Annotated in this window: 23 protein-coding genes; 17 read left to right on the plus strand and 6 right to left on the minus strand. The window is 71.6% G+C overall.

All coding sequences use genetic code 11. From position 1 onward, the window contains the following. Positions 1-90 precede the first annotated feature (90 nt). The 8 genes from HHX37_RS11345 (at position 91) to HHX37_RS11380 (ending at position 7,491) form a co-directional block, all read left to right on the plus strand. Positions 91-1,965, plus strand: a complete 1,875-nt coding sequence (locus tag HHX37_RS11345) for a glycosyltransferase family 2 protein (RefSeq protein WP_182885398.1) — start codon at positions 91-93, stop codon at positions 1,963-1,965. Between the two features lie 75 nt (positions 1,966-2,040). Continuing rightward, positions 2,041-3,090 carry an energy-coupling factor ABC transporter permease gene (locus HHX37_RS11350; RefSeq protein WP_182885399.1) on the plus strand — a complete coding sequence of 350 codons (1,050 nt, stop codon included), beginning with the start codon at positions 2,041-2,043 and terminating at the stop codon, positions 3,088-3,090. Between the two features lie 185 nt (positions 3,091-3,275). Next, complete coding sequence (gene cbiQ, locus HHX37_RS11355; RefSeq protein ID WP_111699957.1) at positions 3,276-4,040, plus strand: cobalt ECF transporter T component CbiQ; 765 nt, start codon at positions 3,276-3,278, stop codon at positions 4,038-4,040. Further along, entirely contained in the window at positions 4,037-4,789 is a 753-nt protein-coding gene (locus HHX37_RS11360) for an energy-coupling factor ABC transporter ATP-binding protein (RefSeq protein ID WP_182879601.1), read from the plus strand. The genes cbiQ and HHX37_RS11360 overlap by 4 nt, the downstream gene beginning before the upstream one ends. A gap of 38 nt (positions 4,790-4,827) precedes the next feature. Next, a complete protein-coding gene (locus tag HHX37_RS11365; protein ID WP_111699955.1) occupies positions 4,828-5,172 on the plus strand; it encodes an STAS domain-containing protein in 345 nt (114 codons plus the stop codon). A 33-nt stretch (positions 5,173-5,205) separates the two neighbouring features. Next, positions 5,206-5,985: an SDR family NAD(P)-dependent oxidoreductase gene (locus tag HHX37_RS11370; protein WP_111699954.1), complete on the plus strand. Its 780-nt coding sequence runs from the start codon at positions 5,206-5,208 to the stop codon at positions 5,983-5,985. A 14-nt stretch (positions 5,986-5,999) separates the two neighbouring features. Then, a complete protein-coding gene (locus HHX37_RS11375; RefSeq protein ID WP_220502817.1) occupies positions 6,000-6,797 on the plus strand; it encodes a crotonase/enoyl-CoA hydratase family protein in 798 nt (265 codons plus the stop codon). Between the two features lie 73 nt (positions 6,798-6,870). Further along, complete coding sequence (locus HHX37_RS11380; protein WP_220498726.1) at positions 6,871-7,491, plus strand: rhomboid family intramembrane serine protease; 621 nt, start codon at positions 6,871-6,873, stop codon at positions 7,489-7,491. Positions 7,492-7,542: 51 nt separating this feature from the next. Here the strand turns inward: HHX37_RS11380 and serC are convergent, their stop codons facing one another. Continuing rightward, positions 7,543-8,655, minus strand: a complete 1,113-nt coding sequence (serC, locus tag HHX37_RS11385; RefSeq protein ID WP_182879605.1) for a phosphoserine transaminase — start codon at positions 8,653-8,655, stop codon at positions 7,543-7,545. 281 nt (positions 8,656-8,936) lie between these two features. Here serC and HHX37_RS11390 point away from each other — a divergent pair, with 281 nt between their 5' ends. Both HHX37_RS11390 and HHX37_RS11395 read left to right on the plus strand, forming a co-directional pair. Further along, positions 8,937-10,121, plus strand: a complete 1,185-nt coding sequence (locus tag HHX37_RS11390) for an RNA-guided endonuclease InsQ/TnpB family protein (protein WP_182885400.1) — start codon at positions 8,937-8,939, stop codon at positions 10,119-10,121. A gap of 98 nt (positions 10,122-10,219) precedes the next feature. Continuing rightward, positions 10,220-12,970 carry an ABC transporter substrate-binding protein gene (locus tag HHX37_RS11395; RefSeq protein WP_182885401.1) on the plus strand — a complete coding sequence of 917 codons (2,751 nt, stop codon included), beginning with the start codon at positions 10,220-10,222 and terminating at the stop codon, positions 12,968-12,970. A 105-nt stretch (positions 12,971-13,075) separates the two neighbouring features. Here HHX37_RS11395 and HHX37_RS11400 read toward each other — a convergent pair whose 3' ends face one another. Then, entirely contained in the window at positions 13,076-14,182 is a 1,107-nt protein-coding gene (locus tag HHX37_RS11400) for a citrate synthase 2 (protein ID WP_182885402.1), read from the minus strand. A gap of 170 nt (positions 14,183-14,352) precedes the next feature. Here HHX37_RS11400 and pdxH point away from each other — a divergent pair, with 170 nt between their 5' ends. Beyond that, positions 14,353-14,997 carry a pyridoxamine 5'-phosphate oxidase gene (gene pdxH, locus HHX37_RS11405; protein WP_111699948.1) on the plus strand — a complete coding sequence of 215 codons (645 nt, stop codon included), beginning with the start codon at positions 14,353-14,355 and terminating at the stop codon, positions 14,995-14,997. Here pdxH and HHX37_RS11410 read toward each other — a convergent pair. Next, on the minus strand, positions 14,975-15,616 hold the full coding sequence (locus HHX37_RS11410; RefSeq protein WP_182885403.1) for a UdgX family uracil-DNA binding protein: 642 nt from the start codon (positions 15,614-15,616) through the stop codon (positions 14,975-14,977). The two genes, pdxH and HHX37_RS11410, sit on opposite strands and share 23 nt — an antisense overlap. 75 nt (positions 15,617-15,691) lie before the next feature. On the opposite strand from HHX37_RS11410, the gene HHX37_RS11415 reads away from it, so the two are divergent. From HHX37_RS11415 to HHX37_RS11425, 3 genes are all read left to right on the plus strand, one after another. Continuing rightward, entirely contained in the window at positions 15,692-16,396 is a 705-nt protein-coding gene (locus HHX37_RS11415; RefSeq protein ID WP_111699946.1) for a metal-dependent transcriptional regulator, read from the plus strand. A 119-nt stretch (positions 16,397-16,515) separates the two neighbouring features. Next, on the plus strand, positions 16,516-18,738 hold the full coding sequence (locus tag HHX37_RS11420) for a SpoIIE family protein phosphatase (RefSeq protein ID WP_182885404.1): 2,223 nt from the start codon (positions 16,516-16,518) through the stop codon (positions 18,736-18,738). 75 nt (positions 18,739-18,813) lie between these two features. Continuing rightward, on the plus strand, positions 18,814-18,975 hold the full coding sequence (locus tag HHX37_RS11425) for a hypothetical protein (protein WP_165900601.1): 162 nt from the start codon (positions 18,814-18,816) through the stop codon (positions 18,973-18,975). Here HHX37_RS11425 and HHX37_RS11430 read toward each other — a convergent pair. After that, complete coding sequence (locus tag HHX37_RS11430; RefSeq protein ID WP_182885405.1) at positions 18,941-19,678, minus strand: TetR/AcrR family transcriptional regulator C-terminal domain-containing protein; 738 nt, start codon at positions 19,676-19,678, stop codon at positions 18,941-18,943. The genes HHX37_RS11425 and HHX37_RS11430 overlap by 35 nt on opposite strands. A 73-nt stretch (positions 19,679-19,751) precedes the next feature. Between HHX37_RS11430 and HHX37_RS11435 the strand changes: the two genes are divergently transcribed. Then, on the plus strand, positions 19,752-21,278 hold the full coding sequence (locus HHX37_RS11435) for an FAD-dependent oxidoreductase (RefSeq protein WP_182885406.1): 1,527 nt from the start codon (positions 19,752-19,754) through the stop codon (positions 21,276-21,278). Here the strand turns inward: HHX37_RS11435 and HHX37_RS11440 are convergent. Beyond that, on the minus strand, positions 21,275-22,420 hold the full coding sequence (locus HHX37_RS11440) for an acyl-CoA dehydrogenase family protein (RefSeq protein WP_182874188.1): 1,146 nt from the start codon (positions 22,418-22,420) through the stop codon (positions 21,275-21,277). The genes HHX37_RS11435 and HHX37_RS11440 overlap by 4 nt on opposite strands. A 238-nt stretch (positions 22,421-22,658) precedes the next feature. On the opposite strand from HHX37_RS11440, the gene HHX37_RS11445 reads away from it, so the two are divergent. After that, a complete protein-coding gene (locus HHX37_RS11445; RefSeq protein ID WP_182879612.1) occupies positions 22,659-24,053 on the plus strand; it encodes a hypothetical protein in 1,395 nt (464 codons plus the stop codon). 11 nt (positions 24,054-24,064) lie between these two features. After that, positions 24,065-25,072 (plus strand): class F sortase, encoded by a 1,008-nt coding sequence (locus tag HHX37_RS11450; RefSeq protein ID WP_182885407.1) that lies wholly within the window; start codon positions 24,065-24,067, stop codon positions 25,070-25,072. A 56-nt stretch (positions 25,073-25,128) separates the two neighbouring features. Here HHX37_RS11450 and HHX37_RS11455 read toward each other — a convergent pair whose 3' ends face one another. Next, positions 25,129-25,947, minus strand: coding sequence for a hypothetical protein (locus HHX37_RS11455; protein WP_182885408.1), 819 nt, complete (start codon positions 25,945-25,947; stop codon positions 25,129-25,131). Between the last annotated feature and the right edge of the window lie 127 nt (positions 25,948-26,074).

Here is a 26,074-nt window from a genome sequence, read left to right on the forward strand (position 1 = left end):
GCCCGGTGTGGCCGTCCCGGAGGAGCGTGACGCGCCGGGCGAGCGGCGCAGGCGCTGTTCGCGAGGGTCAGGGGCACATAATGAAAGGCGATGGACACGGAGAGTGACCGGCGCGTCGACCGGGGGGCCCGCGGGCTGATCGACGTCAGCGTCGTCGTCCCGGCGTACAACTGCCGGGCGTCCCTCGACCGCTGCCTCACCTCGCTGCTGGTCCAGCGGGTCGCGAAGGAGATCGTCGTCGTGGACGGCGGGTCCCGCGACGGGACCCGCGAGCTGCTCGACCTCTACGCCGCCTGTCACCCGCGAGTGATCACCGTGATCCACGACCGGCACCCCTGCACTCCGGGCGCCGCCCGCAACAGAGGGCTCGCCCGCGCGGCCGGGCGGTACGTCTTCTTCTGCGACGCCGGGGACCGTCTCGCGCCGGACGCGCTGACGCCGCTGCTCGCCGCGGCCGACCGGAACGGCTCGGACGTCGTCGTCGGAAGGGTCTCCGGCGCTCGCGACGGGCTGCGGGACAGCGCCGACCGGGCCTCCTTAGCCGCGGTCTACGACGACCTGACGTGCTTCAAGCTCTTCCGCCGGGCCTTCCTGGAACGGCACGCCCTCCGCTTCGACGAGACGCAGCGGACCGGCGAGGACATGGCCTTCACCGTGCACGCCTACTGTCACGCCCGGGTCGTCTCCGTGGTGGCGGACCACGACTGCTACCACGCCGAGGCCACCGGAGCGGGGGGCGCGGTAACCGGAGGCGCCGAGGCGGGGTGCGTGGCCGACCCCCTGACCCGGCTGCGCCTGGTCCGCACGCCCATCGAGGTGATGGCGCGGCACGTGCCGCCCGGCGCGCTGCGCGACCGGCTGCTCCTGCGGCATCTGCGCCGTGACGTGCTGGCCCGGCTGGGAGCGCCGTTCCTGGACGACGACGAGGCGGACCGCGAGAAGATCGCCGTCGAGGTGGCCGACATCTGCGGCCAGTGGCTGACGCCCGGTGTGCGGGCCGCCCTCGACGACATGGACGTCGCCAGGCTCGCCGCGCTCGACGACACCGCCCGTCTCGTACGGCTCGCGCGGGTCGAGGCCGCGCCGCTGCGCCACCGCCTGACCGATGTCTCCTGGCGCGGCGATCATCTGCTGGTCGGCGGACATGCCTGCCTGGCCGGACCACCCGCCGCCACCACCCCCGATGCCACCGCCACCGCACCGGGCGAGGGCGGCTTGGGCGGGGTGGTGGGGCTGCTGCTGCGTGAGCGCCTCTCCCGGGAGGAGCGGGCGCTTCCCGCGCTCCACGCCACCGGCTTCTTCACCGTCCTGATCGACGTGGCCGCGTTGCCGCCGGGCGTGTGGGACGTCCACGTGTTCGTCGAGTGCGAGGGCGTGCGCAGGCCGGCCCGGTTCGGCTCCAGCCGCGACCCGGGGGCGGGCGTCCCGGGTCCCCGTCTGGTGAACGGCGTCGCCGTGGTGCCCTTCCTCACCCGGTCGCACGGCCACCTGTCGATCGACGCCGGAGGGCACGCGGCCGGCGTCCCGGCCGCGGCACGGCTGACCCGGGCCCGCAGGCGGGCCCGGCGGCTGCTGGTCGAGGGGCACGTGCGGGTCGGCGAGGAGCCCGCCGCCCCGGCCGTACGGCACCTGGTGTGGCGTGAGCGCGGGCCGGGACGGGAGTACCGGGAGCGAGCGGTGGCCCTCTCATCAGAGGGGTTCGCGGCCGAGACGGACGTTCCACCGCCCGGCACCTGGGACGCCTACCTCGAACTCGACCTCGGCGGGCCGCCGGTGCGCCTCCCGGTCAAGGTGGAGGCCACGATGGACGCGCCTGCCCGGACGATGCGGTGGTGGCGTGGCCCCCTGCGGTTGACGGCCAGGCCGTACGCGACGGCGGTCAACCGGCGGCTCAGCCTGTCGGTACGCGTGGACACCCCGCTGACCCTGGTCAAGCGGGTGATCCGGGCCGTGCGCCGGCGCTAATTGCGAATTAGTTGCAACTACAACCCCGTGCTCTAAAGTGGGCTTGAGGACTGCCCGTTTCAGAGGGGTTTGATCGTGCACGTACCCGATGGGTTTTTCGACGTTCCCGTGTCCGTCGGCGCCGGAGTCTTCGCGGCGGCCGGCGTGGCCGTGTGCCTGCGGGGCGCCCGCCGGGAGCTCGACGACCGCACCGCTCCCATGGCGGGCCTGGTGGCCGCGTTCGTCTTCGCGGCGCAGATGCTCAACTTCCCCGTCGCCGCGGGCACCAGCGGGCACCTGCTCGGCGGGGCGCTGGCCGCGATACTCGTCGGGCCGTACACCGCCGTGCTGTGCGTCGCGGTCGTGCTGCTCGTCCAGGGGTTCTTCTTCGCCGACGGCGGGCTGACCGCCCTCGGGGTCAACATCACGCTCATGGCGATCGTCACCTCGGTCGTCGGCTGGGCGGTGTTCCGGCTGGTCACCCGGACCGGCCCGCGCCGGCGCGGCACGCTGGTGGCCGCGTCGTTCCTCGCCGCGCTGGTCTCGGTGCCCGCCGCGGCGCTCGTCTTCACGGTCCTGTTCCGGCTCGGCGGCACCGCGCCGATCGACCTGGGCGCGGTGGCCGCCGCGATGGGCGGCGTACACGTGCTCATCGGGCTGGGGGAGGGCCTCATCACCGCGCTCACCGTGAGCAGCGTGCTGGCCGTACGGCCCGACCTCGTCTACGGCGCGCGCGGGACGGCCGGGCCGCTGGTGCTGCGTACGGCCGAGGGGGAGGTCGAGGTCGGCGGGCGGCCCGCCGAGAAGCCCTCGGCGGGGATCGGGCTGCGTCCGGTCCTGGCGGGTGGCGCGATCGTGGCCGTGCTGCTGGCCGGCGTCGTGTCGTTCTACGCCTCCAGCGCCCCCGACGGGCTGGAGAAGGTGGCGTCCGACAAGGGGCTGAGCGCGCAGGAGAAGCCGCACGCGGCGGAGGACGCCCCGCTGGCCGGATACTCCGTGAGGGGCCTGAGCGACCAGCGGCTCTCCGGCGGACTGGCCGGGGTCGCGGGCGTCGCGCTGACCGTGGCGGCCGGCGGCGGGGTGTTCTACGCCGTCCGGCGACGCAGGCGCCCGACCGGCGGGGTGTCGCCCGCGGGCGCTCCGTGAGCCCTTTCCGAGTGTCCCGTGACGCTCTTCCACGCCTCGCGAGCACCCGCGTGAGCCTCTCCGCGAGCCCTGCCGGCCCTCACGCGCGGCGGGCGGCGGCGGGTCGGCCATGATGGCGGTGTGAGTGCGAAGTGATAAGAGAAGTGATGGGCGCGAAGTGACGGTGGCGAAGTGACGGGCGCCGGATGAGCGCCGGGCACCATCATCCGATCTACCGGCCCGCCGACACGCCCGTCCACCGGCTGCCGCCCCAGTGCAAGCTGGTGGCGGTCGTCGCGTTCGCGGTGTGCGTGGTCGCCACGCCGCGCGAGCGTTTCTGGGCGTTCGCCGTCCACGCGCTGCTGCTGGCCGCGGTCGCGGTGGTCGCGCGGGTGCCCGCGGGGGCGATCGCGCGGCGGATGGTGATCGAGGTGCCGTTCGTGCTGTTCGCCCTGGCGATCCCGGTGATCGGCACCGGTGAGCGGGTCCAGGTGCTCGGGGTGTCGCTCAGCCTCCCCGGCCTGTGGGCCGCCTGGAACATCCTGGCCAAGGCGACGCTGGGCGTGGTCGCCTCGATCCTGCTCGCGGCCACGACCGAGCCCCGGATGACGCTGCTCGGCGCCGAACGGCTACGGCTGCCCCGGCTGCTCGTGCAGATCGCGACGTTCATGCTGCGCTACCTCGACGTGATCCTCGACCAGATGCGGCGCATGCGGGTCGCCCGCGAGTCGCGCGGATTCGTCGCCCGGGACCTGCGGCAGGCCCCGGTGCTGGCGAAGTCGGCCGGCGCCCTGTTCATCCGGGCGTACGAGCGGGGGGAGCGGGTCCACCTCGCGATGCTGAGCCGGGGCTACACCGGCGAGATGCCGACGATTAGGGATATATCGGCGTCTGGGCGAGACTGGGGGACGGCGGCTATCCTTCCCTGCCTCGCCGCGGCGACGGCCCTACTGGCGTGGAGCACCACATGACCTCCGGCAGCCCCTCGCTCGTGGTGAGCAGGCTCGCGTACGCCTATCCCGACGGGACGCAGGCGCTGTACGGCGTGGACCTGACGATCCGGCGGGGGGAGCGGGTGGCCCTCCTCGGCCCGAACGGCGCGGGCAAGACCACGCTGGTCATGCATCTCAACGGCATCCTCACCGCCGGGCACGGCACGGTGGAGGTGGGCGGCCTTCCGGTGCGCGCCGACACGCTGCGGGAGATCCGCCGCCGCGTCGGGCTGGTGTTCCAGGATCCCGACGACCAGCTCTTCATGCCGACCGTCCGCGAGGACGTCGCGTTCGGGCCGGCCAACCTCGGCCTGCGCGGCGCCGAACTCGACCGCCGCGTCCGTGCCGCCCTGGAGCGGGTCGGCATGCTCGACGCCCTCGACCGGCCGCCGCACCACCTGTCCTTCGGTCAGCGGCGCAGGGTGGCCGTGGCGACCGTGCTGGCGATGGAGCCGGAGATCCTCGTGCTCGACGAGCCCTCCTCCAACCTCGACCCCGCCTCGCGCCGGGAGCTCGCCGAGATCCTCAGAAGCCTGGACGTGACCGTGCTGATGGTCACCCACGACCTGCCGTACGCGCTGGAGCTGTGCGAGCGGTCGCTCGTCATGTCCGATGGGGTGATCGCCGCGGACGGGCCGACACACACGCTCCTCGCCGACGGGCGGCTGCTCGCCGACCATCGGCTCGAACTGCCGTACGGCTTCGCCGTGCCCGCTCACCCCGGGTGATGAATAAGTAAAGTGGGCGCAGCGGAGGAGGTCACACGTTGAAGCTGCGGCTCGCGCGCCAATCGCTCTCCAACGCCGTCGTGGTGGCCGTAGAGGGTGAGCTCGACCTGTTCACGGCGCCGTTCCTGCGCGACGAGGTGCGTGATGCCATAACGAACGACAACCCGACCCTCGTGCTCGACCTCGGCGAGCTGTCGTTCATGGACTCCAGCGGCCTGAGCGTGCTGATCGAGGCCTGGCGGCTGGCCACGAGCGAGGGCGGCGGGGTGAGCCTCGCCTCCCCGCAGCCGCCGGTCGCCCGCATCCTGCGCACGACCGGGCTGGACCGGCGGATCAAGGTCTATCCGGACGTCGATACCGCGATTTTGCGCCACCCCGAGTAGAACTTCATTCGGTTATCGCGTTAGGGTCCGGCTATGGATCTGAACGGAGCAGCAGCAATCATCTCGGGCGGCGCCAGCGGCCTCGGCGAGGCGACCGCCCGCGAGCTGGCCCGTGTCGGCGCGACCGTGGTCGTGGCCGACCTGAACGCGGAGCGCGGCAAGGCGCTGGCCGACGAGATCGGCGGCGTGTTCGCCCACACCGACGTGGCGGACGAGGCGTCGGTGCAGGCCGCGGTGGAGACGGCGGTCGCCACCGGGAAGCCGTTGCGCGCCGTGGTCAGCAGCGCGGGCATCGGCTGGGCCCAGCGCACCGTCGGGCGGGACGGTTCTCCGCACGACCTGGCGTCCTACCGCAAGGTGATCGACGTCAACCTGATCGGCACGTTCAACCTCATGCGCATCGGCGCGGCGGCCATGGCCAGGACCGAGCCGGCGGACGAGGACGGCGCCCGCGGCGTCGTGGTCAACACCGCGTCGGTGGCCGGCATCGAGGGCCAGACGGGCCAGGTCGCCTACTCCGCGTCCAAGGGCGGGATCATCGGCATGACCCTGCCCGCCGCCCGCGACCTCGCCGTGGTCGGCGTCCGCGTGCTGACGATCGCGCCGGGCATCATCGACACCCCCATCTACGGCAAGATCGGCGACCAGGACGCCGAGGCGTTCAAGGCCAAGCTGATCGGGCCGGTGGCGTTCCCGAAGCGGCTGGGCAAGGCGTCCGAGTTCGCCCACCTGGTCCGCACGCTGATCGAGAACGACTACATGAACGGCGAGGTCATCCGCTTCGACGGCGGCATCCGCTTCCAGCCCAAGTGACAGGTGAGGTCAGGTTGTCCGAGGTTGACTCCGGGCCGGCCGCCGCGCCGGACGAGGTGCTCGTAGAGATCGTCGACGGCGGGGTGGCCGTCGTCACCATCAACCGGCCGAGGGTCAGGAACGCCGTGAACGGCGCGGTGGCGCGCGGCATCGCGGCCGCCCTCGACGAGCTCGACGCCAGCCCCGAGGTGTCGGTGATCGTCCTGACCGGGGCCGGCGGCACGTTCTCGGCGGGCATGGACCTGAAGGGGTTCCTCACCGGCGACATGCCCACGGTCGAGGGCCGGGGCTTCGGCGGCATCACCGAGGCGCCGCCGAAGAAGCCGATCATCGCGGCCGTCGAGGGGTACGCGCTGGCAGGCGGGTTCGAGCTGGCGCTCGCCTGCGACATCGTCGTCGCGTCCGAGGACGCCAAGTTCGGCCTGCCGGAGCCCAGGCGCGGGCTCGTGGCCGCCGCGGGCGGGATCATGCGGCTGCCGCGCCGGATTCCGTACCACGTCGCGATGGAGATCGCGCTGACCGGCGAGCACTACCCGGCCACCCGGCTTTACGAGCTGGGGCTGGTCAACCGGGTCACCTACCCGGGCGAGGCCCTGCACGGCGCGCTCGAACTGGCCCGCACGATCGCCGCGAACGCGCCGCTGGCCCTCGCCGCGACCAAGCGGGTCATCGTCGAGTCGGCCGACTGGTCCAGGGAGGAGATGTTCCGGAAACAGGGCGAGATCATCGGCCCGGTCTTCACGTCCGGCGACGCGATGGAGGGCGCGGCGGCCTTCGCGGAGAAGCGCCCTCCCGTCTGGAAGGGCGAATAGCCGCCAGCAGGCATGATCGGGGTGGTTCCGGGCAGTCCGCTCGTCCATGGGCGTGACTGCGTACGGTGAATCCATGAGTGTATCCGAGCCCGGGCTGCCCCCGTCCGGCCGGTCGATGCGGGAGCGCGCGTCCGAGCTGCTCACCGGCGCCCTCGGCAGCGCGATCCTGATGATCGTGCTCGTGTCGGCGATGTGGGCGATCGAGATCCTCGACTACGTCGAGAACAACAGACTCGACAGGTACGGCATCGTCGCCCACGAGCCGGACGGGCTGCCCGGGATCTTCTTCGCCCCGTTCCTGCACGCGGGCTTCGCCCACCTGATGGCCAACTCGGTGCCGCTGCTGATCCTGGGGTTCGTGGCGGCCATCCGGGGCATCGGCCGGTTCCTCGCCGCGAGCCTGATCGTCATCCTGGTCAGCGGCATGGGCGTCTGGCTCACCAGCCCGCCCGACACGCTCACGATCGGCGCGAGCGGCCTCGTCTTCGGCTACTTCGGCTACGTCGTGGCCCGGGGCCTGTTCGACCGCCGGGCTCTCGACATCGTCCTCGGCGTCGTGGTCGCCGTGCTGTACTACTCGATCCTGTGGGGGGCCCTGCCCACCCAGCCGGGCGTCTCCTGGCAGGGTCACCTGTTCGGCCTCATCGGCGGCGTGATCGCCGCCTGGCTGCTCCGCCGCCGGCGGGCCTACTGAGGCGTCGGCGAGAACGGCGGCCGCACGGGAGGCGGCCGCCGGGAAGAACCGTCAGAGGCGCTCGACCACGTAGTCGACGCAGACGGTCAGCGCCTCGACGTCGGCCGGGTCGACGGCCGGGAACATCGCGATACGCAGCTGGTTGCGGCCGAGCTTGCGGTACGGCTCGGTGTCCACGATGCCGTTGGCCCGCAGCACCTTCGCCACCGCCGCCGCGTCCACGGAGTCGTCGAAGTCGATCGTGCCGACGACGTTGGAGCGCTGCGCCGGGTCGGCCACGAACGGCGAGGTGTACGACGTCTTGTCGGCCCAGGTGTACAGGCGCGAGGCGGAGTCGGCCGAGCGGGCGGTGGTCCACCCGAGGCCACCCTGGCCGTTCATCCAGTCGAGCTGGTCGGCCAGCAGGAACAGCGTGGCGACCGCCGGCGTGTTGTAGGTCTGGTCCTTGACCGAGTTGTCGATCGCGGTCGGCAGGCTGAAGAACTCGGGGACGAACCGGCCGCTCTCGGCGATCTCCGTCACCCGGGCCAGCGCCTTCGGCGAGAACAGCGCGATCCACAGGCCGCCGTCGGAGGCGAAGCTCTTCTGCGGCGCGAAGTAGTAGACGTCGAAGTCCTCGGCGGCGACCGGCAGGCCGCCCGCGCCGCTGGTGGCGTCCACGAGGACGAGCGACCCGTCGTCACCCACGCGCTTGATGGGCATGGCGACGCCGGTGGAGGTCTCGTTGTGGGTGAGCGCGTAGACGTCCACGCCCTCCTCGGCGACCGGCAGCGGGTGGGTGCCCGGCTCCGACTTGATCACCGAGGGGTCGGCGAGCCAGGGGGCCTTCTTCGCGACCGTCGCGAACTTCGAGGAGAACTCACCGAAGTTCAGGTGCTGCGACTTCTCCCGGATCAGCCCGAAGGAGGCGATGTCCCAGAACGCCGTGGTGCCGCCGTTGCCGAGCACGACCTCGTAGCCCTCGGGGAGGGAGAACAGGTCGGTGAGGCCGGCGCGGACGCGGGCGACGAGGTTCTTGACGGGCTTCTGCCGGTGGGACGTGCCCATCACCTTCGCGCCTTCGCCGGCCAGGGCGGCGAGCTGCTCGGGGCGTACCTTCGAGGGCCCGCAGCCGAAACGGCCGTCGGCGGGCTTGATGTCAGCGGGAATCACGATGTCAGCCACGGTTCAAGCGTAGTGAGACCCGCGAATGCTCTAGACCATGGTCCGGATGATGAGACACCTCACGACCTCGGCAGCGGACCGTCGCTTGAGGCAACGGGGGCATGCCGTCCTTGACCGGGCTTGTCTTTTGGTCTCCCGCGGGCCCTTTCCTGTCTTCTCATCTTCCAGGCATTGGATGCCCGGTGCTGTGATACTGGTCGTGTGACTCGTCGAGTGCCTACCTCCCCCGGCATTCCGCTGTACTGCACCGCGGTACGGGCGCGCTCGTAGGGCGAGCGGCCGTGCGTAGGTCTTTCACGTTCCTGTTGCGCCCGACCCGCCATCAGCGCATTGCGCTCGCCGCGTGCCTGGAGGATCACCGGCAGCTCTACAACGCGGCGCTTGAGCACCGTCGTACGGCCTATCGGATGGCGGGGGTGAGTGTCGGGTACGGCGACCAGTCGGGGGAGCTGAAGCACATTCGCGCTGACGACCCTGATGGGCAGGGCCGGTGGTCGTTCTCCTCTCAGCAGGCCACTCTGCGCCGACTGGAAAGGGCGTTCGCGGCGTTCTTCCGCCGTGTCAAAGCCGGTGACAAGCCCGGCTTCCCGCGGTTCAAGGGCCGCGGGTGGTTCGGCACGGTGGAGTGGCCCAAGGACGGCGACGGCTGCCGGTGGGACTCCCAGCCTGAGCACCCGACGGCGACCTACGTCCGCTTGCAGGGCGTCGGTCACGTCCGCGTCCACCGGCACCGGCCCGTGCGCGGGCGGGTGAAGACGATCGCGGTGAAGCGGGAAGGCGACCGCTGGTACGTGGTCGTGGCGTGCGATGAGGTCCCCCCAGGACCTCTGCCGGCGACCGACGCGGCCGTGGGCCTCGATATGGGTGTGGCGTCCCTGGTCACCACCTCGGACGGGGAGCATCTGGCCAACCCGCGTCATCTGGCCGCGTCCGCTGACAAGCTGGCCGCCGCTCAGCGGGATCTCGCCCGTAAAAAGCGCGGCTCCCATCGCCGTCGAAAGACTGTGGCCAGGGTTTCCGCCCAGCATGCGAAGGTTCGCCGTCAGCGGCTGGACGGCGCGCACAAGGTTGCGCTCGGGCTGGTAGGAGCCTACGGCGTGATCGTGCATGAGGACCTGCGGATCGTGAACATGACCCGGTCGGCGTCCGGCACGATCGAGGCCCCTGGCCGGAACGTCGCCGCCAAAGCCGGGCTCAACCGCAGCATCCTGGACGCGGGTTGGGGGGTGTTCCTGCGTGTGCTCGCGTACAAGGCTGAAAGCGCCGGTCGCGAGCTGATCGCGGTGAACCCCGCCGACACCTCCCGCACGTGCGCCCGCTGCGGGCACGTCGCCAAGGAGAACCGCCACACCCAAGCCGAATTCGCCTGTACGGCCTGCGGGCATACCGCGCACGCCGACGTGAACGCGGCAACCAACATCCTCAGGGCAGGGCTTGCCCTTCGCGACGCCGTACAAGCGGCTTAGCGAGAAGCCGCTCCCTTCGGGGAGCGGAGGAGTCACGGTCGAGTTTCAGAAGCACGCACCACCCCGAAAACGGACTCCGCCTCCCGGGAGACATCCACGTGGCCGACGTGCACGGCGTCATCGAGAAACTCGTCCGCAGGCCGTTCTTCTGGCTGCCGGACCAGCCGCTTCCCCTGGTGTTCGTCGTTGAGCGGGACGGCGACGCGTTCGAGGCCGCGCGCCGTCTCGCCGCGCCGTTCGAGGACTGCCTCCCGTACGCGTCGGTGGCGGCCGGCCGGTACGGCACGCTGCACGAACTCGTGGACGCGCTGGCCGGGGAACAGGGGCAGCTCGGCCGGCCGGTGGGCGGCTCGTTCCTGCCGCCGCCGCGTTTCTCGCTGGTGCAGTTCGTGCTGTGGGCGCGCAGGCAGCGCGGCCTGCCGCCGGAGCCGGACCGCGGCGGAACGCCGCCCCCGCGCTGGCCCGACCCGCAGTCGCGGGGGAGCCTGGAGGAGTTCAAGGAGCGGCTCAAGCTCTGGCGGGGCGGCAGGCACGGCGGGCACCAGGGCCGCAGGACGGCGGCCGACTTCTTCGGGCGCGCGGCGACGACCTGGCTGCCGGTGGGCACCCTGGCCGCGGTGCTGCTGAGCACCCAGGTGGCCGGCGACCACGCGCCCTGGTGGCTGGACAGCGCGCCCGACCTGGTCGGCGTGCTCCCGTGGGCGCTCGGCCTGCTCGTCTTCGCGGCCGGCACGGTCGTCCAGGGGCTGCTGTCGGTCCGTGGATCGTTCTTCAACGGCTGGTTCCGGCGGCAGCCTTACCTGACCAGGAAGCCGTTCGAGCGGCTGTCGCAGTACGCGCTGCGGGTGGCGAGCGCGAGCGACGAGGACGCCGACCGGTTGCTGGTGCACGCGTTGTGCCAGGACCTCCACCAGGCGTACCAGAAGTGGATCATTCCGTGGCCGAGCTGGGGCCGCGGCCTGTACGGCCTGCTGGTCCTGGACGCCACCCTGCCGGGGTGCGCCAACGAGCGGTTCCTTCGCGTCCTGGAGGAGACCACCGAGGAGACCGGCCTCCTGCCGCCCATGCTGGTGCTGGCCGCGGTGCCGGAGTCGAAGGCCGCGGAGGCGAGGGCGGTCACGGGAGGCCGCCTGACGGAGTTGCCGGCGCTGGCCGACGCCTGGCGGGCCCGGGTGCGGCGGCAGGTGCCGCCGCTGCGCCTGCTGGCCGCCACGTCCGGCCCGGCGCCCGACGACGACCACCGGCCGCGGCTGCTGCCCAGCCGGATGCGGGCGATCGGGTACTGGTGCGTGATCGCGCTGCTCGTCGTCGGTCCGGTGACCCTGGCCTGGAGCATCTACCAGGACCAGAAGGCGCGCTGTGGCGGCCTGTCCTGGGCCGAGCTGGTCGGCGACGAGTGCGTCGGCGTCGTCAACGCGGACGGCCGGGCCCCAGAAGACGTCTTCGGCAGGAACATCGGCGCCGTCGTGAAGCGGATCGACGAGAACAACGCCGCCGCCCGGAACGTCGGAGCGTACGTGAACGTGGTCCTGTTCGGGGAGTACTCGATCAGGAGCCCGCGGCCGGACGGCGAGCCCGCCGAGCCCGGCGAGGACGCGCCGGAGGAGGACAGCAGGGTGTCCGGGGCGCTCGCGGAGCTGAAAGCCGTGGAGCAGTACCAGCGCACCGTCCGGAACGTTCCCCGCCTCCAGGTCCTGATCGCCAACGCCGGGGCGGACTTCCGCCAGGGGCGCCGGGCCGCCCGGCTGGTCAGCAGGCTGGCGGCCGAGGACCCGCACACGCTCGGCGTCATCGGCTTCCCGCGCAGTGTCAAGGGCGTCGAAGAGGCGATCAGCGTGCTGCACCAGGCCAAGATCCCGATGCTCTCCACCACCGCGACCGCGGACGACCTGGGGTACGTGCCCGACGTCACCGGTGCCGGCGAGATCGGGACGGCGCCCAGGCGGCCGTCCCCCTACTACTTCCGCATCGGCCCGACGAACTGGCGCGAGGCGCAGCTCGTCGCCCGGTTCATCCGCCGGACGCTGCTGCCCGGGAAGTCCTCGCCCACCGCGGTGATCGTCCAGGACCGGTCACCCGGCGACAGCTACACCAACAACCTCGCCCGCGACTACAAGGAGGCGGCGGGCGACCAGGGGATCGAGATCTCCGAGCGTGACGAGGTCTACTACACCGTGGATGGCGGCGGGATCGCCGAGGCGACGTCGGTCGCCTGCGGGCGCCATCCCGACGTGATCCTGTACGCGGGCCGGGCCACCGAGTTCCTCGGCTTCGTCGACGCCGTCGAGAAGTGCAGCGACGGCCAGGTCAAGGTGATCGCGGGTGACGACGTGATCAAGGTGGTGACCGACCACGGCAAGGAGATCGGCGACTACGGGCGCGTGCAGGTGTACTACGCCGCGCTCGCGAGCCGGGAACTGTGGCGGGATCCGTCGCGGGACCACGGCACGCAGCCGACCGGGTTCATCCAGGCCCTCTTCGGCCGGAACTCGACCGAGTCGGAGGACAACCTCATCCTGGGCTACGACGCGGTCGAACTCTTCTACGACTCGGCCAACCGGGCGTACCAGGGCAGAAGGCTGCCCAGCAGGGGAGACCTCCTCTACCGGCTCGCGCTCGTCTCGGGGCGGCTCGCCAGGAACGGTTCGAGCGGAGTGATCGACTTCGGCGGCCGGGAGGCTCACGACCCCGTGGACAAGACCATCGCGATCATGCGGGTGCAGGCCGGTGGCGGAGTGAAGGTGGCGGTCCGCTGCGGGCGCCTCAGCCTGCGGGAGTCCGCGCCGCCCGGCGGAGTCTGCGACCACCTCCCCGACGTGTACGGCGAGGACGGCGAGCCCCGCCGCTGAGCCCGGACGTTGAGCCCGGACGTTGAGCGGGGCGGGCGCGGGGGACGGCCGAGGGTCCGCGGCCCTCTCGGAAAGCCGCGGGCCCTCGGCAGCCCCTCGGGCGGCTCAGACCCTGCCGACGACCTCGCCGGCGCCGGGCACGTCGTTGATCGAGCGCTGCTTCGGGCCCACGTAGTTCGCGCTGGGGCGGACCAGCCTGCCCGTGCGCTTCTGCTCCAGGACGTGGGCGGCCCAGCCGGCGGTGCGGGCGCAGGTGAACATCGAGGTGAACATGTGCGACGGCACCTCGGCGAAGTCGAGGACGACCGCGGCCCAGTACTCCACGTTGGTGGCGAGAACCCGGTCGGGCTTGCGGGCGTGCAGCTCCTCCAGCGCGGCGGTCTCCAGCGCGGCGGCGACCTCGTAGCGCGGCGCGCCCAGTTCCTTCGCCGTACGGCGCAGGACGCGGGCACGCGGGTCCTCGGCCCGGTAGACCCGGTGGCCGAAGCCCATCAGGCGGTTGCCCTTGTCCAGCTCGCTCTGGACGTACTTGCGGGCGTCGCCCATCTGCTCGACGCCCTCGATCATGTGCAGCACCCGCGCCGGGGCGCCGCCGTGCAGCGGGCCGGACATCGCGCCGACCGCGCCCGACAGGGCGGCGGCGACGTCGGCGCCGGTGGAGGCGATCACGCGGGCGGTGAACGTCGAGGCGTTCATGCCGTGCTCCGCGGCGGACGTCCAGTACGCGTCGATGGCCTTGACGTGCTTGGGATCGGGCTCACCGCGCCAGCGGACCATGAAACGTTCAACGATGCTCTCGGCCTCGTCCACGCGCTTCTGCGAGACCATCGGCAGCCCCAGGCCGCGGGCCGACTGCGCGACGAACGACAGGGCCGTGACCGAGGCGCGTGCGAGATCGTCGCGGGCCTGGTCGTCGTCGATGTCGAGCAGCGGGCGGAAGCCGTACGCGGGCGCCAGCATGGCCAGCGCGCTCTGTACGTCTACTCGGATGTCGCCGGAATGGACGGGAACGGGGTACGGCTCCGCCGGGGGCAGACCCGGCTGGAACTTGTCGTCGACGAGCAGGCCCCAGACGTTCCCGAAGGAGACGTTGCCCACGAGTTCTTCGATGTCGACGCCCCGGTATCGCAGGGCGCCCCCTTCTTTGTCCGGTTCCGCGATCTCGGTCTCGAACGCCACCACGCCTTCGAGCCCGGGTTTGAAGTCGGACATTCTCGGCCGCCTCCCTCTCTTGTGAAGTCCAGAGCCTTGATGTCGAGATACCGGCGGGTCAATTTAACCCGCAGTGTGACGCTGTCGTGTCGCCGCCCCTCCCCCACGCCGTTCCCCCTGTTGGGGGCCACCGGGTGAGAAGTGCGCCGGGCGCGCGACAATACCTTTCCGTGGACAGCGCTTCGCACCTGCCCGGGCTCCGGCACAGCTACGAGGGTGAGCCCCTGCTCGAAACCGGCATGGCCGACGACCCGGTGACGCAGTTCGCGCTGTGGTTCGCGGACGCCGTCGCCGCGGGCCTGCCCGAACCGAACGCCATGGTCGTCGCCACCAGTTCCGCCGGTGGCCGTCCCTCCGCCCGCACCGTCCTCCTCAAGGGGTTCGACGAACGCGGGTTCGTCTTCTTCACCAACTACGAGTCTCGCAAGGGCCGCGACCTCGCCGAGAACCCGCGGGCCTGTCTGTTGTTCCCCTGGCATCCGATCCGGCGGCAGGTCCGCGTGGAGGGCCCGGTCACCCGGATCTCGCGCGAGGACAGCGCGGCCTACTTCCACTCCCGGCCGTACGGGTCGCGCATCGGCGCGTGGGCCTCCCGCCAGTCCGCCGTGGTGGAGTCGCGTGAACGGCTCGACGCCCGCTACCGGGAGCTGGCCGAGCGCTGGCCCGAGGACCCGCCGATGCCGGACTTCTGGGGCGGCTTCCGGGTGGCGCCCGCGGAGGTCGAGTTCTGGCAGGGTCAGACCGATCGCATGCACGACCGGCTCCGGTACCGGCTGGCGCGCGGCTCCTGGGTCATGGAGCGCCTGGCCCCATGACCCCGGAGGCAGCGGTGCGGGCCGCGACCGTGAGGTCGGCGAGGAAGCCCGCGTACGCCTCGTCCCGGTCGGGCGCGCGCAGGATCGCCGAGGGGTGGATCGTCGCGACGTAGTAGGCGCCCTCCCGGCGCGGGACCGGCTCGCCCCGGTGGCGGGTGACCCGGAAGTCCGGGCCCAGCAGGGCCCGGGCGGCGGTGGCGCCCAGCACCACGGTCACCTCCGGGTCCACCAGGCGCATCTCGGCCTCCAGCCACGGCCGGCAGGCGTTGATCTCCCCGACGGTCGGTTTCTGGTGGATCCGGCGTTTGCCGCGTGGCGTGAACTTGAAGTGCTTCACCGCGTTGGTGACGTACACGGCCTCGCGGTCGATGCCCGCCTCCTCCAGGGCCCGGTCCAGCACGCGGCCCGCGGGCCCGACGAACGGCGCGCCCTCGTGGTCCTCCTGGTCGCCCGGCTGCTCGCCGACCAGCATGAACCGCGCGTCCGGGACGCCCTCGCCGAAAACCGTCTGGGTGGCGTCGCGGTAGAGGTCGCAGCCTTCGCAGTGGCGCGCGGCCTCCCTGAGGGCGGGCAGACTGACCTCGTCAGGAAGGAATCGCTGGGCTCCGATGTTTCCCATCCTGGGTCGCTTCCCCAATAGGGTCGGCTGCGAACGCGGGGGAGGTCGTAGCATCGTTGTAGTAGTGGAGGAGCCTTGACCGCACATGGCCTGATCGACACGACGGAGATGTATCTCCGCACGATCTTCGAACTCGAAGAAGAAGGCATCGTGCCGCTCCGGGCCCGGATCGCCGAACGCCTGCAGCAGAGCGGCCCGACGGTCAGCCAGACGGTGGCGCGGATGGAACGCGACGGCCTGGTCAAGGTGCAGGGGGACAGACACCTCAGCATGACCGATCTCGGCCGTACGCTCGCGATCCGCGTGATGCGCAAGCACCGCCTGGCTGAGTGCCTGCTCACCCAGGTGATCGGCATGCCCTGGGAAGAGGTCCACATCGAGGCGTGCCGGTGGGAGCACGTGATGTCGGAGTCGGTGGAGACCCGGCTCGTCGGCCTGCTGCAGAACCCCCGGTTCTGCCCCCACGGCAATCCGATCCCCGGTCTCGACGAGCTGGGGGTGCCGCAGCCCGGTTCGGGCGGGGATGAGATGGTGTCTCCCATGGTGACCCTCGCGGGTCCGAGCGCCGTGCCCGTCGTCGTGCGGCGAATCAGCGAACAAGTGCAAAGCGACCCGGCTGTGATGCTTAAACTCAAGCAAGTTGGGATACAACCCGGACGCGAGGTGACGCTCGCGGCGAGCGACAACGGTGTACGGGTGACAGGTGATGGTGAGGTGGGTAGCACGACCGCGGACCTTCCGCGCGATGTGGCCTCTCACGTTTTCGTCACCAGACGATGACGGAAAGAGTTGTGCCTGGTTGAATCCCGTAGGGAGTCCTTCATTTCTCGCGACCCAGCCTTCGCAGGAGCGCCCGTGCCCGGCATAGCGAACCCGCCTCGTCAAGGGATGGTCGTGGCATGAGGCGCTGGGGAGACTTGTCACAGGACGCGGACGACCGCCTAACCGCCGGCTCCGTGCTGGACCACGCGGAGATGGCCGTGGTCGTGACCGACCGGTTCAGCAACGTCCTCTACTGGAACCCCTTCGCCGAGCGGTTGTTCGGCCGGGTGGGCGCGAATCCGGGCCGGGAGTCGCTGCGTACCCTCGGCATCTCCGACCACGACCACCCGCTCGCGGCCGACCTCGCCAAGCAGGTGCTGCGGGGCGGGGTGTGGGAGGGCACCTTCGACGTGGTCCGCGGCGACGGCACACTGATCTACGTACGCGCCCAGGCCGTGCCGCTGCGGCATCCCTCCGGCTCGATCACGGGCATCGTGATCACCGCGCGCGAGGCGATGCGCAGCAACGAGCGCGAGAAGGACCGCTTCGGCCTGCTGGAGCGGATCGGCGAACGGCTGGCCGGCTCCCTCTACGTCGAGGAGACGCTCAACCGGGTCGCGGAGTCGCTCGTCCCGCAGTTCGCCGACCACTGCTTCATCGAACTGGCCGAGGGCGACCGCCTGGTCCGCAAGGTCTCCACCCACGTGAGCGGCTGGACGCCGCCGCCGGGCTCCTGGCCGCCGGTGGGCGCGGAGATCGCCTACCCCCTCGGGCACTACGCCGACACCGCGCTGCGCCGCCAGGAGACGATCCTGGTCGAGGACTTCTCCCAGGTCAGCTATCCGGCGCCGAGCGAGGGCGAGGCCCGCCTGTTCGCCGAGATCGGGGTGACCTCCGCCATCGTCGCCCCCCTGTGCGTGCGCGGCGAGACGCTCGGGCTGATGTACCTGCTCCTGTCCAACCTCACGAACCGGCACTCGCCCCACTACGACACCTTCGACCGCGACTTCGTCGGCGCCATCGCCACCCGCGTCGCGCTCGCCGTCGACAACGCGCTGCTGTTCGAGGAGGAACGGCACACCGCCGAGTCGTTCCAGAAGCACCTGCTTCCGCGTGTGCTGCCGTCGTTCGACGGGCTGGAGATCGCCCACCGCTACTTCCCCGCCGCCCCGCTCGCCACCCACGGCCAGGGCATCCAGACCCAGGTGGGCGGCGACTGGTACGACGTGATCCCGCTGTCGGCGGGCCGGGTCGGCATCGTGATCGGCGACGTCGAGGGCCGGGGCGCCAAGGCCGCGGCGGTCATGGGCCAGCTCAGGGCCGCGCTGCGGGCCTTCGCCCAGGACGACAAGCCGCCCGCCGACATCCTCGCCCGGCTGGACGAGTGGACCCGCGTGGTCGCCTCGCCGGAGCACGACGACTTCGGCGCCGACATCACCAACCCGCCGATCGTCACCTGCCAGTACATGGTGTACGACGCCTGGTCGAGGCAGCTGTGGTTCGCCAACGCCGGGCACGCGCCGCCGCTGATGCTCGTGGACGGCGAGGTCAGGGACCTGGAGATCACCGAGGTCGGCCAGCCGCTCGGGGTGCGGGCCAAGGGCATGCACGCCGACCTGGTCTACAAGGAGGAGACCAGGATCCTGCCGGCCGGGGCGACCCTGCTGCTCTACACGGACGGCCTGGTCGACCGCAGGCCGCCGCGCGACGCGGCCGCGGGTGCGTACGACGACGAGACGCTGACGGTCCTCCGCGAGAAACTGGCCAAGTCCTCGGGGGAGTCCGTCGAGCGCATCGCCGACCTCGCCACCGGCGCGGTCCCCGGCGAAATCGACGACGACATGGCCATCCTCGTCGTCCGCGCGGCCGGCACCGAACTTCAGTCGCAGGAGCGGACGTTCCCGGCGCAACCGATCATGGTGAGCGAGGCCCGGCGGATGGCGTCCGAGGCGTTCGAGGCGTGGCAGGTGCCCGAGGAACGCGCGGAGCTGGCCTGCCTGCTGGTCTCCGAGGTCGTGACCAACGTGGTCCTGCACGCCGCGAGCGCGGGCGTGCCACGCCGCGAGCTGGTGCTCGACGGCCCGCCGCTGCCGTTCGACGAGTCGTGGGACGTGCCGGGCTTCGAGGAGGAGATGGCCGGCGACAAGGAGTTCACCCTCCGGCTGCGCCGGGGCGGGGAGTCCGTCTGGGTGGAGGTCTTCGACCAGGACCTGCGCCTGCCGCGCATCCGCAGCGCGGGGGAGAACGACGAGGGCGGCCGCGGCCTCTACCTCGTGGACCAGCTCGCGCGGCGCTGGGGTTCCCGTCCGACCCGGGAGGGCAAGGCGGTCTGGTTCGAGATCCCCATCGGCGGCCGGTGACCGATCCGCATCGGCGGCCGGTCGCCCTCCGCGCTCGGCGCGCGCCGGCGCGGAAAGACGCGCATACTGATCGTCATGGACCCCGGACTCATCCTTCTGGTCTTCCTGGCGTTCCTGTTCGCGTGGCTGCTGAACAAGGTGCGCCGGTTCTTCCGGCTGGGCACGGTGGCCTACGCGGGGGTGATGATCGTCTTCGTGCTGGTCATGCTGCTCCTGTGGGGCCAGCAGCACCGCTGACGCACCTCGCGGCGACCCCCTCCAGCAGGCAGGCCAGCCCGAACTCGAACCGCTCGCCGTAGGTCTGGTCCCGGGCCTCGACGACCCGCCGGGCGAACTGCGGGTAGGCGCCGCTCTCGATCACCTCGCGGATGTACGGGCCGACCCCGGCCCGCCACTGCTCCTCCGTCAGGCCGGTCCGGCGTTGCGCCTCCTGCTCGGCCGCCTCGCGGGAGACGGCTCCCGCCACGTAGTCGCCGACGAGGGCGACGACGCCGGCCGCCAGCGTGATGTCGGAGGTGAGCTGCCCGGCGGCGGCGAGCGCGTGCTCCATGCCACGCAGGGAGTTCGGGCCGAGCGCGGGCCGGGTCGCCATCACCGCGCCGAGCCAGGGATGACGCAGAAGCGTCGCCCGATGCGCGCGCGCCATCGCCGCCAGGTCGGCCCGCCAGTCCCCGGTCAGCGGAGCGGGCTCCGTCTCGCCCGCGATCGCGTCGACCATCAGCTCCAGGAGCTCGTCCCGCCCGGCCACGTACCGGTAGAGCGAGGTCGTGCCCGAGCCGAGATCGGCGGCGACGCGCCGCATGGAGAGCGCGTCGAGCCCCTCGGCGTCGGCCAGCGCGATCGACGCCTCCACGATGCGCCCGACCGTCGGCGCCTGCCGCCGCGGCGTGGGCCGTTCCCGGCCCCACACCCGGCCTGGAAGTGAGCTCTCCGCACCCATGGCGCCCATCGTACCGGTGCGGGTACGGTGTTCCCAGAACGGGAACACCGTGCCCGAAACTGGAGGAGGACCTATGCGTACGACAGAGGTGCTGGTCGTGGGAGGCGGCTCGGTGGGACTGGCCACGGCGGTCTTCCTGAGCCACCACGGAGTGAGGACGCTGCTGGTGGAGCGCGACGAGGGTCCGCGGTCGCACCCACGGGCCACGGGAATCGGCGTCCGGACGGTGGAGATGCTCCGGGAGACCGGCCTGGCCGGCGCGGTGGACGCGGTCGCCCTCGACTGGTCGGCGGGAGCCCTGGGCAAGGCGCGGGCGCGGACCCTGGCCGACCTGGCGGAGACCGCCCCGCCCGCGCCCGCCGTCCCCCGGCAGGCGCCCTACAGCCCCGCCGCGTTACGCGGCCCCTGCCCGCAGAACCGGCTGGATCCCGTACTGCTCGCCGCCGCCCGCGAGAATGGCGCGACCGTGTCGTACGGCACCGGGCTGGTCTCGTTCACCCAGGACGAGGAGGGCGTCACGGCCGTGCTGTCCACGGGAGAGCGGGTGCGGGCCCGCTACCTGGTGGCGGCCGACGGCGTCCGCAGTGAGGTCCGGGCCGCGCTGGGCATCGGCCTGACCGGTCCGGGCGCGCTCACGGAACCGGGGCAGAACATCCTGTTCCGCGCCGACCTGCGGGAGCTGGTCCGCGGACGCCACTTCGTCGCCTGTGAGATCACCGATCCGGCCGCGCCGGGCATGCTCATCACGATCGACGGCGAGAAGGAGTGGGTGTTCCTCACCGGACTCGACCGGGAACCGGCCCCCGCGCTGATCCGCGCCGCGACCGGCGTGCCGGATCTGGACGTGGAGATCCTCAGCACGCTGGTCTGGCGGGTGCGGGCCCAGGTCGCGGAGCGGTTCGCCCAGGGGCGGGTGTTCCTGGCCGGAGACGCCGCGCACGCCGTGCCGCCGCTCGGCGCCTTCGGCCTCAACACGGGTGTCGCCGACGGGCACAACCTGGCCTGGAAGCTGGCCCTCGTGCTCCGCGGCGAGGCCGGCCCCGCGCTGCTCGGCACCTACGACGCCGAACGCCGGCCGGTGGCGTCGCTCACCATGGAGCAGGCGCTGGTGCGGATGTCCGACCCCGCCCTGCACTGGGGCCACGGCCCCGCCGCGGCGGAGGCGCGGGCGGCGGCGGGCGCTCTCAACGCCCCGGTCGTGCACCTCGGCCAGCGGTACGTCTCCGCGGCCGTGATCGACCCGCGGCCCGAACTGCCCTCGGCCGAGGACGTGGTCGCCTGCCTCGACGGTTCCCCCGGCTCCCGGATGCCGCATGCCTGGGTGTCCGAGGGCGTGTCCACTCTCGACCTCGTACGGTCGCGGTTCACCGTTTTCATCAGGCGGCCCGGCGGAGACCGCGACGAGGCGGGCGGCGCCGCCTGGCCGGCCGAGGCGGCCAGGCTCGGCCTGAACGCCCACGCCGTCGATCTGGCCGAGATCCCGCCGGGCGGCGCGCTGCTGGTGCGCCCCGACGGGTACGTCGCCTGGCGGGCGGAGGGCGGCCCCGAACGGCTCGGCGGCGTGCTCGACCGCCTGCTGGCCCGCGGGCGGGACGGCTAGAAGTCGAACGACCTGCCGATGATCTCCTTCATGATCTCGGTGGTACCGCCGTAGATCGTCTGGACCCGGCTGTCCAGCCAGGCCTTGGCGACCGGATACTCCAGCATGTAGCCGTAGCCGCCGTGCAGCTGGACGCACCGGTCGACGACCTTGTTCTGCAGCTCGGTCGTCCACCACTTGGCCTTGGCCGCGTCCACCGCCGTCAGTTCCCCGGCGTTGAGCGCGCGCACGCACTTGTCCAGATAGTGGCGGGCGATGTCGACCTCGGTGGCCAGCTCGGCCAGCACGAACCGGGTGTTCTGGAACTTGCCGATGTTCCGGCCGAAGGCGGTGCGGCTGCGGCAGTACTCGATCGTCTCCTCCAGGACGGTCTCCGCCGCCGCCACGGCCGCGACCGCGATCGACAACCGCTCCTGCGGGAGGTTGTTCATCAGCTGGAAGAACCCCTGGCCCTCCTCGTCGCCGAGGAGGTTGGCCACCGGCACCCGGACGTTCTGGAAGAACAACTCGGCCGTGTCCTGGGCGTGCATGCCGACCTTCTCCAGGTTGCGGCCGCGGGTGAAGCCCTCCATGCCGCGCTCCACCATCAGCAGCGACGTGCCGCGGGCGCCCGCCGAGGGGTCGGTCTTGACGACGACCACGACGAGATCGGAGTTGATCCCGTTGGTGATGAAGGTCTTCTGCCCGTTCACCACGTAGTGGTCGCCCTCGCGGACGGCGGTGGTCCGGATGCCCTGCAGGTCGCTGCCGGCCCCCGGCTCGGTCATCCCGATCGCCGTGATCAGCTCGCCGGACGCGAAGCCCGGCAGCCACCGCTGCTTCTGCTCGTCGTTCGTGAGGTCGACCAGGTACGGCGCCATGATGTCGTTGTGCAGGCCGAAGCCCAGGCCCGTCGCGCCGACACGGATGATCTCCTCGACGATCACCGTGTTGTAGCGGAAGTCGGAGATGCCCGAGCCGCCGTACTCCTCCGGCACGGAGAAGCCGAACATGCCCAGCTCACCGGCCTTCTTCCACACCTCGCGGGGGACGATGCCGTCCTTCTCCCACTGTGCGTGGTGGGGGACGACCTCACGGGCCATGAACTCACGGACGGTCTCACGGAAGAGGTCGTGCTCCTCGTCGAAGAGGTCTCGCCGCATCAGGTACGCCTCCGGGGCAGGATCGGTCAGCGCCACCAGAATACGATTCTGGTCCCGCCCCGGTCGATCCGCTCTTTCTCGTATGGCGGGTCACAACTCCGACACCATCGCCATAACGACCCCTTTGACCACTTCCGTACCTCTAAGATCTAGCTCGCGTTTGCTGTAGGCCCGCCAGGGCGCGGACCTTTGATCGGAGTATGTGGTGAAACGGTGGAGAGCGGGTCTCCCTAGGACCATGGCCGCCTTGGCCCTCGGCCTGGCCGGCACGGCGGCGATCGTCGTACCGGCGGTGACGGCCACGGCCAGTACCGCCGACCTCGTCGTCGACTACGCCTGTAACCAGGGCATCGCGGGGACGGGATCGGGCACGGTCTATCTCCGGACGAAGCTCACTGTTCCCACGACGCTGAACGTCAAGGATCCCCTCAACGTCGCCTGGAACCTGGCGTACCGGGACGCGACGCGTTTCGGGGCGCCCACCCTGCTGCCCAACGGCGGCAGGATCTACGTGACCGGAGAGGTCAACCTCAGCGACGGCTGGCAGGGACAGCTGCAGCCGGTGGGGAGCATCGACCAGACCGAGGCGATGAAGAAGGGCACCCCCCTCACCCTGCCGACCACGATCTCGGACTTCGCGTACACCACGAGGGCCGGCACGGTGACGGTCAAGCCGGGCAACCTCTATGTGGACTTCCGGCCTCCCGCCTCAGAGATCATGGTCAACGACGACGACCCCTCTATCACCTACAGCCCGGGCGACTGGAACAACGTCGACGACCGGCCGAGCGGGGACAACGACTACCACCTGGACTTCCACCGGACCACCAAGGCCGGCGCGTGGGCGTCGCTCACCTTCACCGGCACCGGGATCGAGTACGTCACGCAGCGGGACCGGCGCGCGGGACCGGTCGAGTTCTGGGTCGACAACCAGTTGGGGACGCCGCCGCGGGTCAACCCCTCCCGCAACGACGACGACACGATGGTGAACGACTCGAACGTCGGTGGCCAGACCCTGTGGAGCTTCAAGGGGCTCGACTACGGCCAGCACACGATCACCATCAAGAACGTCGAGGACAAGCGGACGCTGCTGGACGCCTTCCGCGTCATCACCGGTGAGCTGCCCGGCCCGCCGCCGCAGTACCGCGCCACGTGCACGCTCATCAGCGCTCCGGTCGCCGTGCAGGTGACCATCGGCGGCGGTGACACGCCGGGGAGTCCGTCTACGTCGCCTGACACGTCTCCGTCCGTTTCGCCGGACACCTCGCCGTCGACGTCGCCGAGCGGCACGCCTGACGGCAACAGCCCGTCGCCGTCTCCGTCGGTGTCGCCGAGCAAGACGCCGAGTTCTTCTCCGTCGGCGGCGGCGACGCAGAGCTATCTGACGAGCGTGATCGTGAAGGGCACCCCGTCGCCGACGGCGACGCGTACCGTGACGCTGACCGCGACGCCGACGGTGGCGCAGGTGGCGGTCACTCCGCAGGGCGGCGCGCAGACCGGTGAGGCTCCGGAGCGGATGGCCGCATCGGGCCCGCTCCTGCTCGGCTCCGGCGGCGCGCTACTGATGATCGGCGTGCTAAGCGGCGTGGCACTGCTGCGGCGCAGGGCGGCGCACGCGGGCGAGCGGGGCTGAGGAGGATGACGATGAACCCGACTCCTGAGGGCGGCACCCCCGCCCAGGACCCACAGAGCGGCCAAGCCGCGCAGAAAGCGCAGAGCGGCCAAGCCGCGCAGAGCTTCCAGAGCGTGCCGGACGCGCAGGGCGGTACGGGCCCGCAGAGCGTCCAGGGGGACGCGGCGGGGAAGCGTAGGGGCCTTCCGCAGCCGGTTCTCGCGACGCTGCTCGTGGCCGGGTCGTTCGGCGGCATCGCCGCCGTGATGGCGGGCATGCTCGCCGTGCTGTCGCCCGGCGGCTCCCAGGACGCCGGTCAGACGCCGGGCGTGCAGTTGAACGTGCAGGACGCCGGAAGCGTGGCGTTGCTGCCTCCGACCGTAGGCCCGGGCGGGCCGGGCGTGCCGCTGACGGCGGCGAACGCGACCGCGCCGCCGCCGCAGCCCGCCATCCAGCCGATCGGCCCGCTGACCCTCACCACCACCACGGCCTCGTCGTCCTCCTCGCCGGTGTCCTCGTCCTCGAACACGGCGAAGACGAGCACGGCGAAGACGGCGACGGCGAAGAAGGTCACCGGCAGGCCGCTGAAGATCAGCATTCCGTCGATCGGCGTGAAGGCCGCCGTCGGCTCCGTGGGAGTGCAGAAGTCCGGCGCCATCCAGGCGCCGCCGCTGAGCAGGCCGAGCCTCACCGGGTGGTACCGCTTCGGGCCCGCCCCCGGCGACCAGGGGCCGGCGATCATCCTCGGGCACGTCAACACCCGTAAGGGCGCGGCGGTGTTCAGCCGCCTGCGCGAGCTCAAGCGCGGCAACAAGATCGCCGTACTGCGCGCGGACGGCAAGACGGCGATCTTCACGGTGGACGGGATCGAGCAGGTCAGCAAGTCGGCGTTCCCGACCAAGCGGGTCTACGGCAACACGATCACGTCCTCGCTGCGGCTGATCACCTGCGGCGGCGTCTTCAACGCCAAGCAGCACAGCTACACCGACAACATCGTCGTCTACGCCACGCTGACGGCGACCAAGGGCAAGGGCAGGTAACCCCGAGTCCGCCCGCCCGTGAGGGGCGCCGTCGCGCCCCTCACTCCGGCGGGTGGTCAGCCCAGCCCGATCACCTCCTCGCCCTCCCGCGCCTCGCGCTCGGGCGGGTCGAACGGCTCGCGGCGTCCGGCCGCACGCGCGGCCCGGGCGGCGCGCTGGACCAGCAGTGTTCCGGCCACCGCCGCGAGGGCCACCACGACCAGCGCGTACGGCTGCCGCCAGGGCGGGGAGCCGCCGTCCGCGGCCGCGGCTCCGCTCGCCCGCATCGCCGCGGGTTGTGAGGACGGCGGCGCGAGTCCTGCCTGCCCGGCGGCCTGCGCGGTCGCCTGCCCGGCCTGCTGCTCGGGCGAGGAACCCGACGGGGTGGCGAACGGCGCACGGGCGGGGATCACGGTCGCCGCCTTCCAGGGGAACCCCGGCGGTTTCACCCGGCCCCAGTAGTCCGTGATCTCCGATCCGGCCTGCATCGCGTACTGCGGCGGGGCCGGCTTCAGCGTCCCCGGCACGGTGAGCGTCCCCACCTCGTAGGGCGCGAACTTGCCCTGCACGCCCTGCACCCGCCACCGCCCGGCCGGCACCGTGATCGTCGTCGCGTAGTGGGCGGGATCCGGCAACGGCGTCCCGCCGAAGCTCAGGGTCGTGCCGTCCTCTCCCGTCAGCAGCAGGCCGGTCGGCCCGAGCGCGCCGTAGTCGTCGTACGGATGCGTGCCGTGCTGCAGCACCCAGTAGCCGACCGTGTAGGACACACCGGGCCGCATCGTCGCGGGCAGCGGATCGAGTTCGGTGACGGCCCAGAACCCCGCGCGGGCGTGTGCGGGCGGCGCCGTCACCAGGACCGCCGCCAGCGCGGCGAGTGCCATGATCAGTCGTCTCATCTCAGTCAACCTCCGCCCTGCTTACCGCCGGAAGTCCGTGAGGGTTCCCTGAGAATTTCCTGACTTCCCGCTGCATGTGGTTATGGCGGTGGTCAACTCCTGGAAGACTGATGGCCAACCTGTACGC

It is taken from the genome of Microbispora sp. H10885, assembly GCF_014161415.1.
Taxonomy (GTDB): domain Bacteria; phylum Actinomycetota; class Actinomycetes; order Streptosporangiales; family Streptosporangiaceae; genus Microbispora; species Microbispora triticiradicis.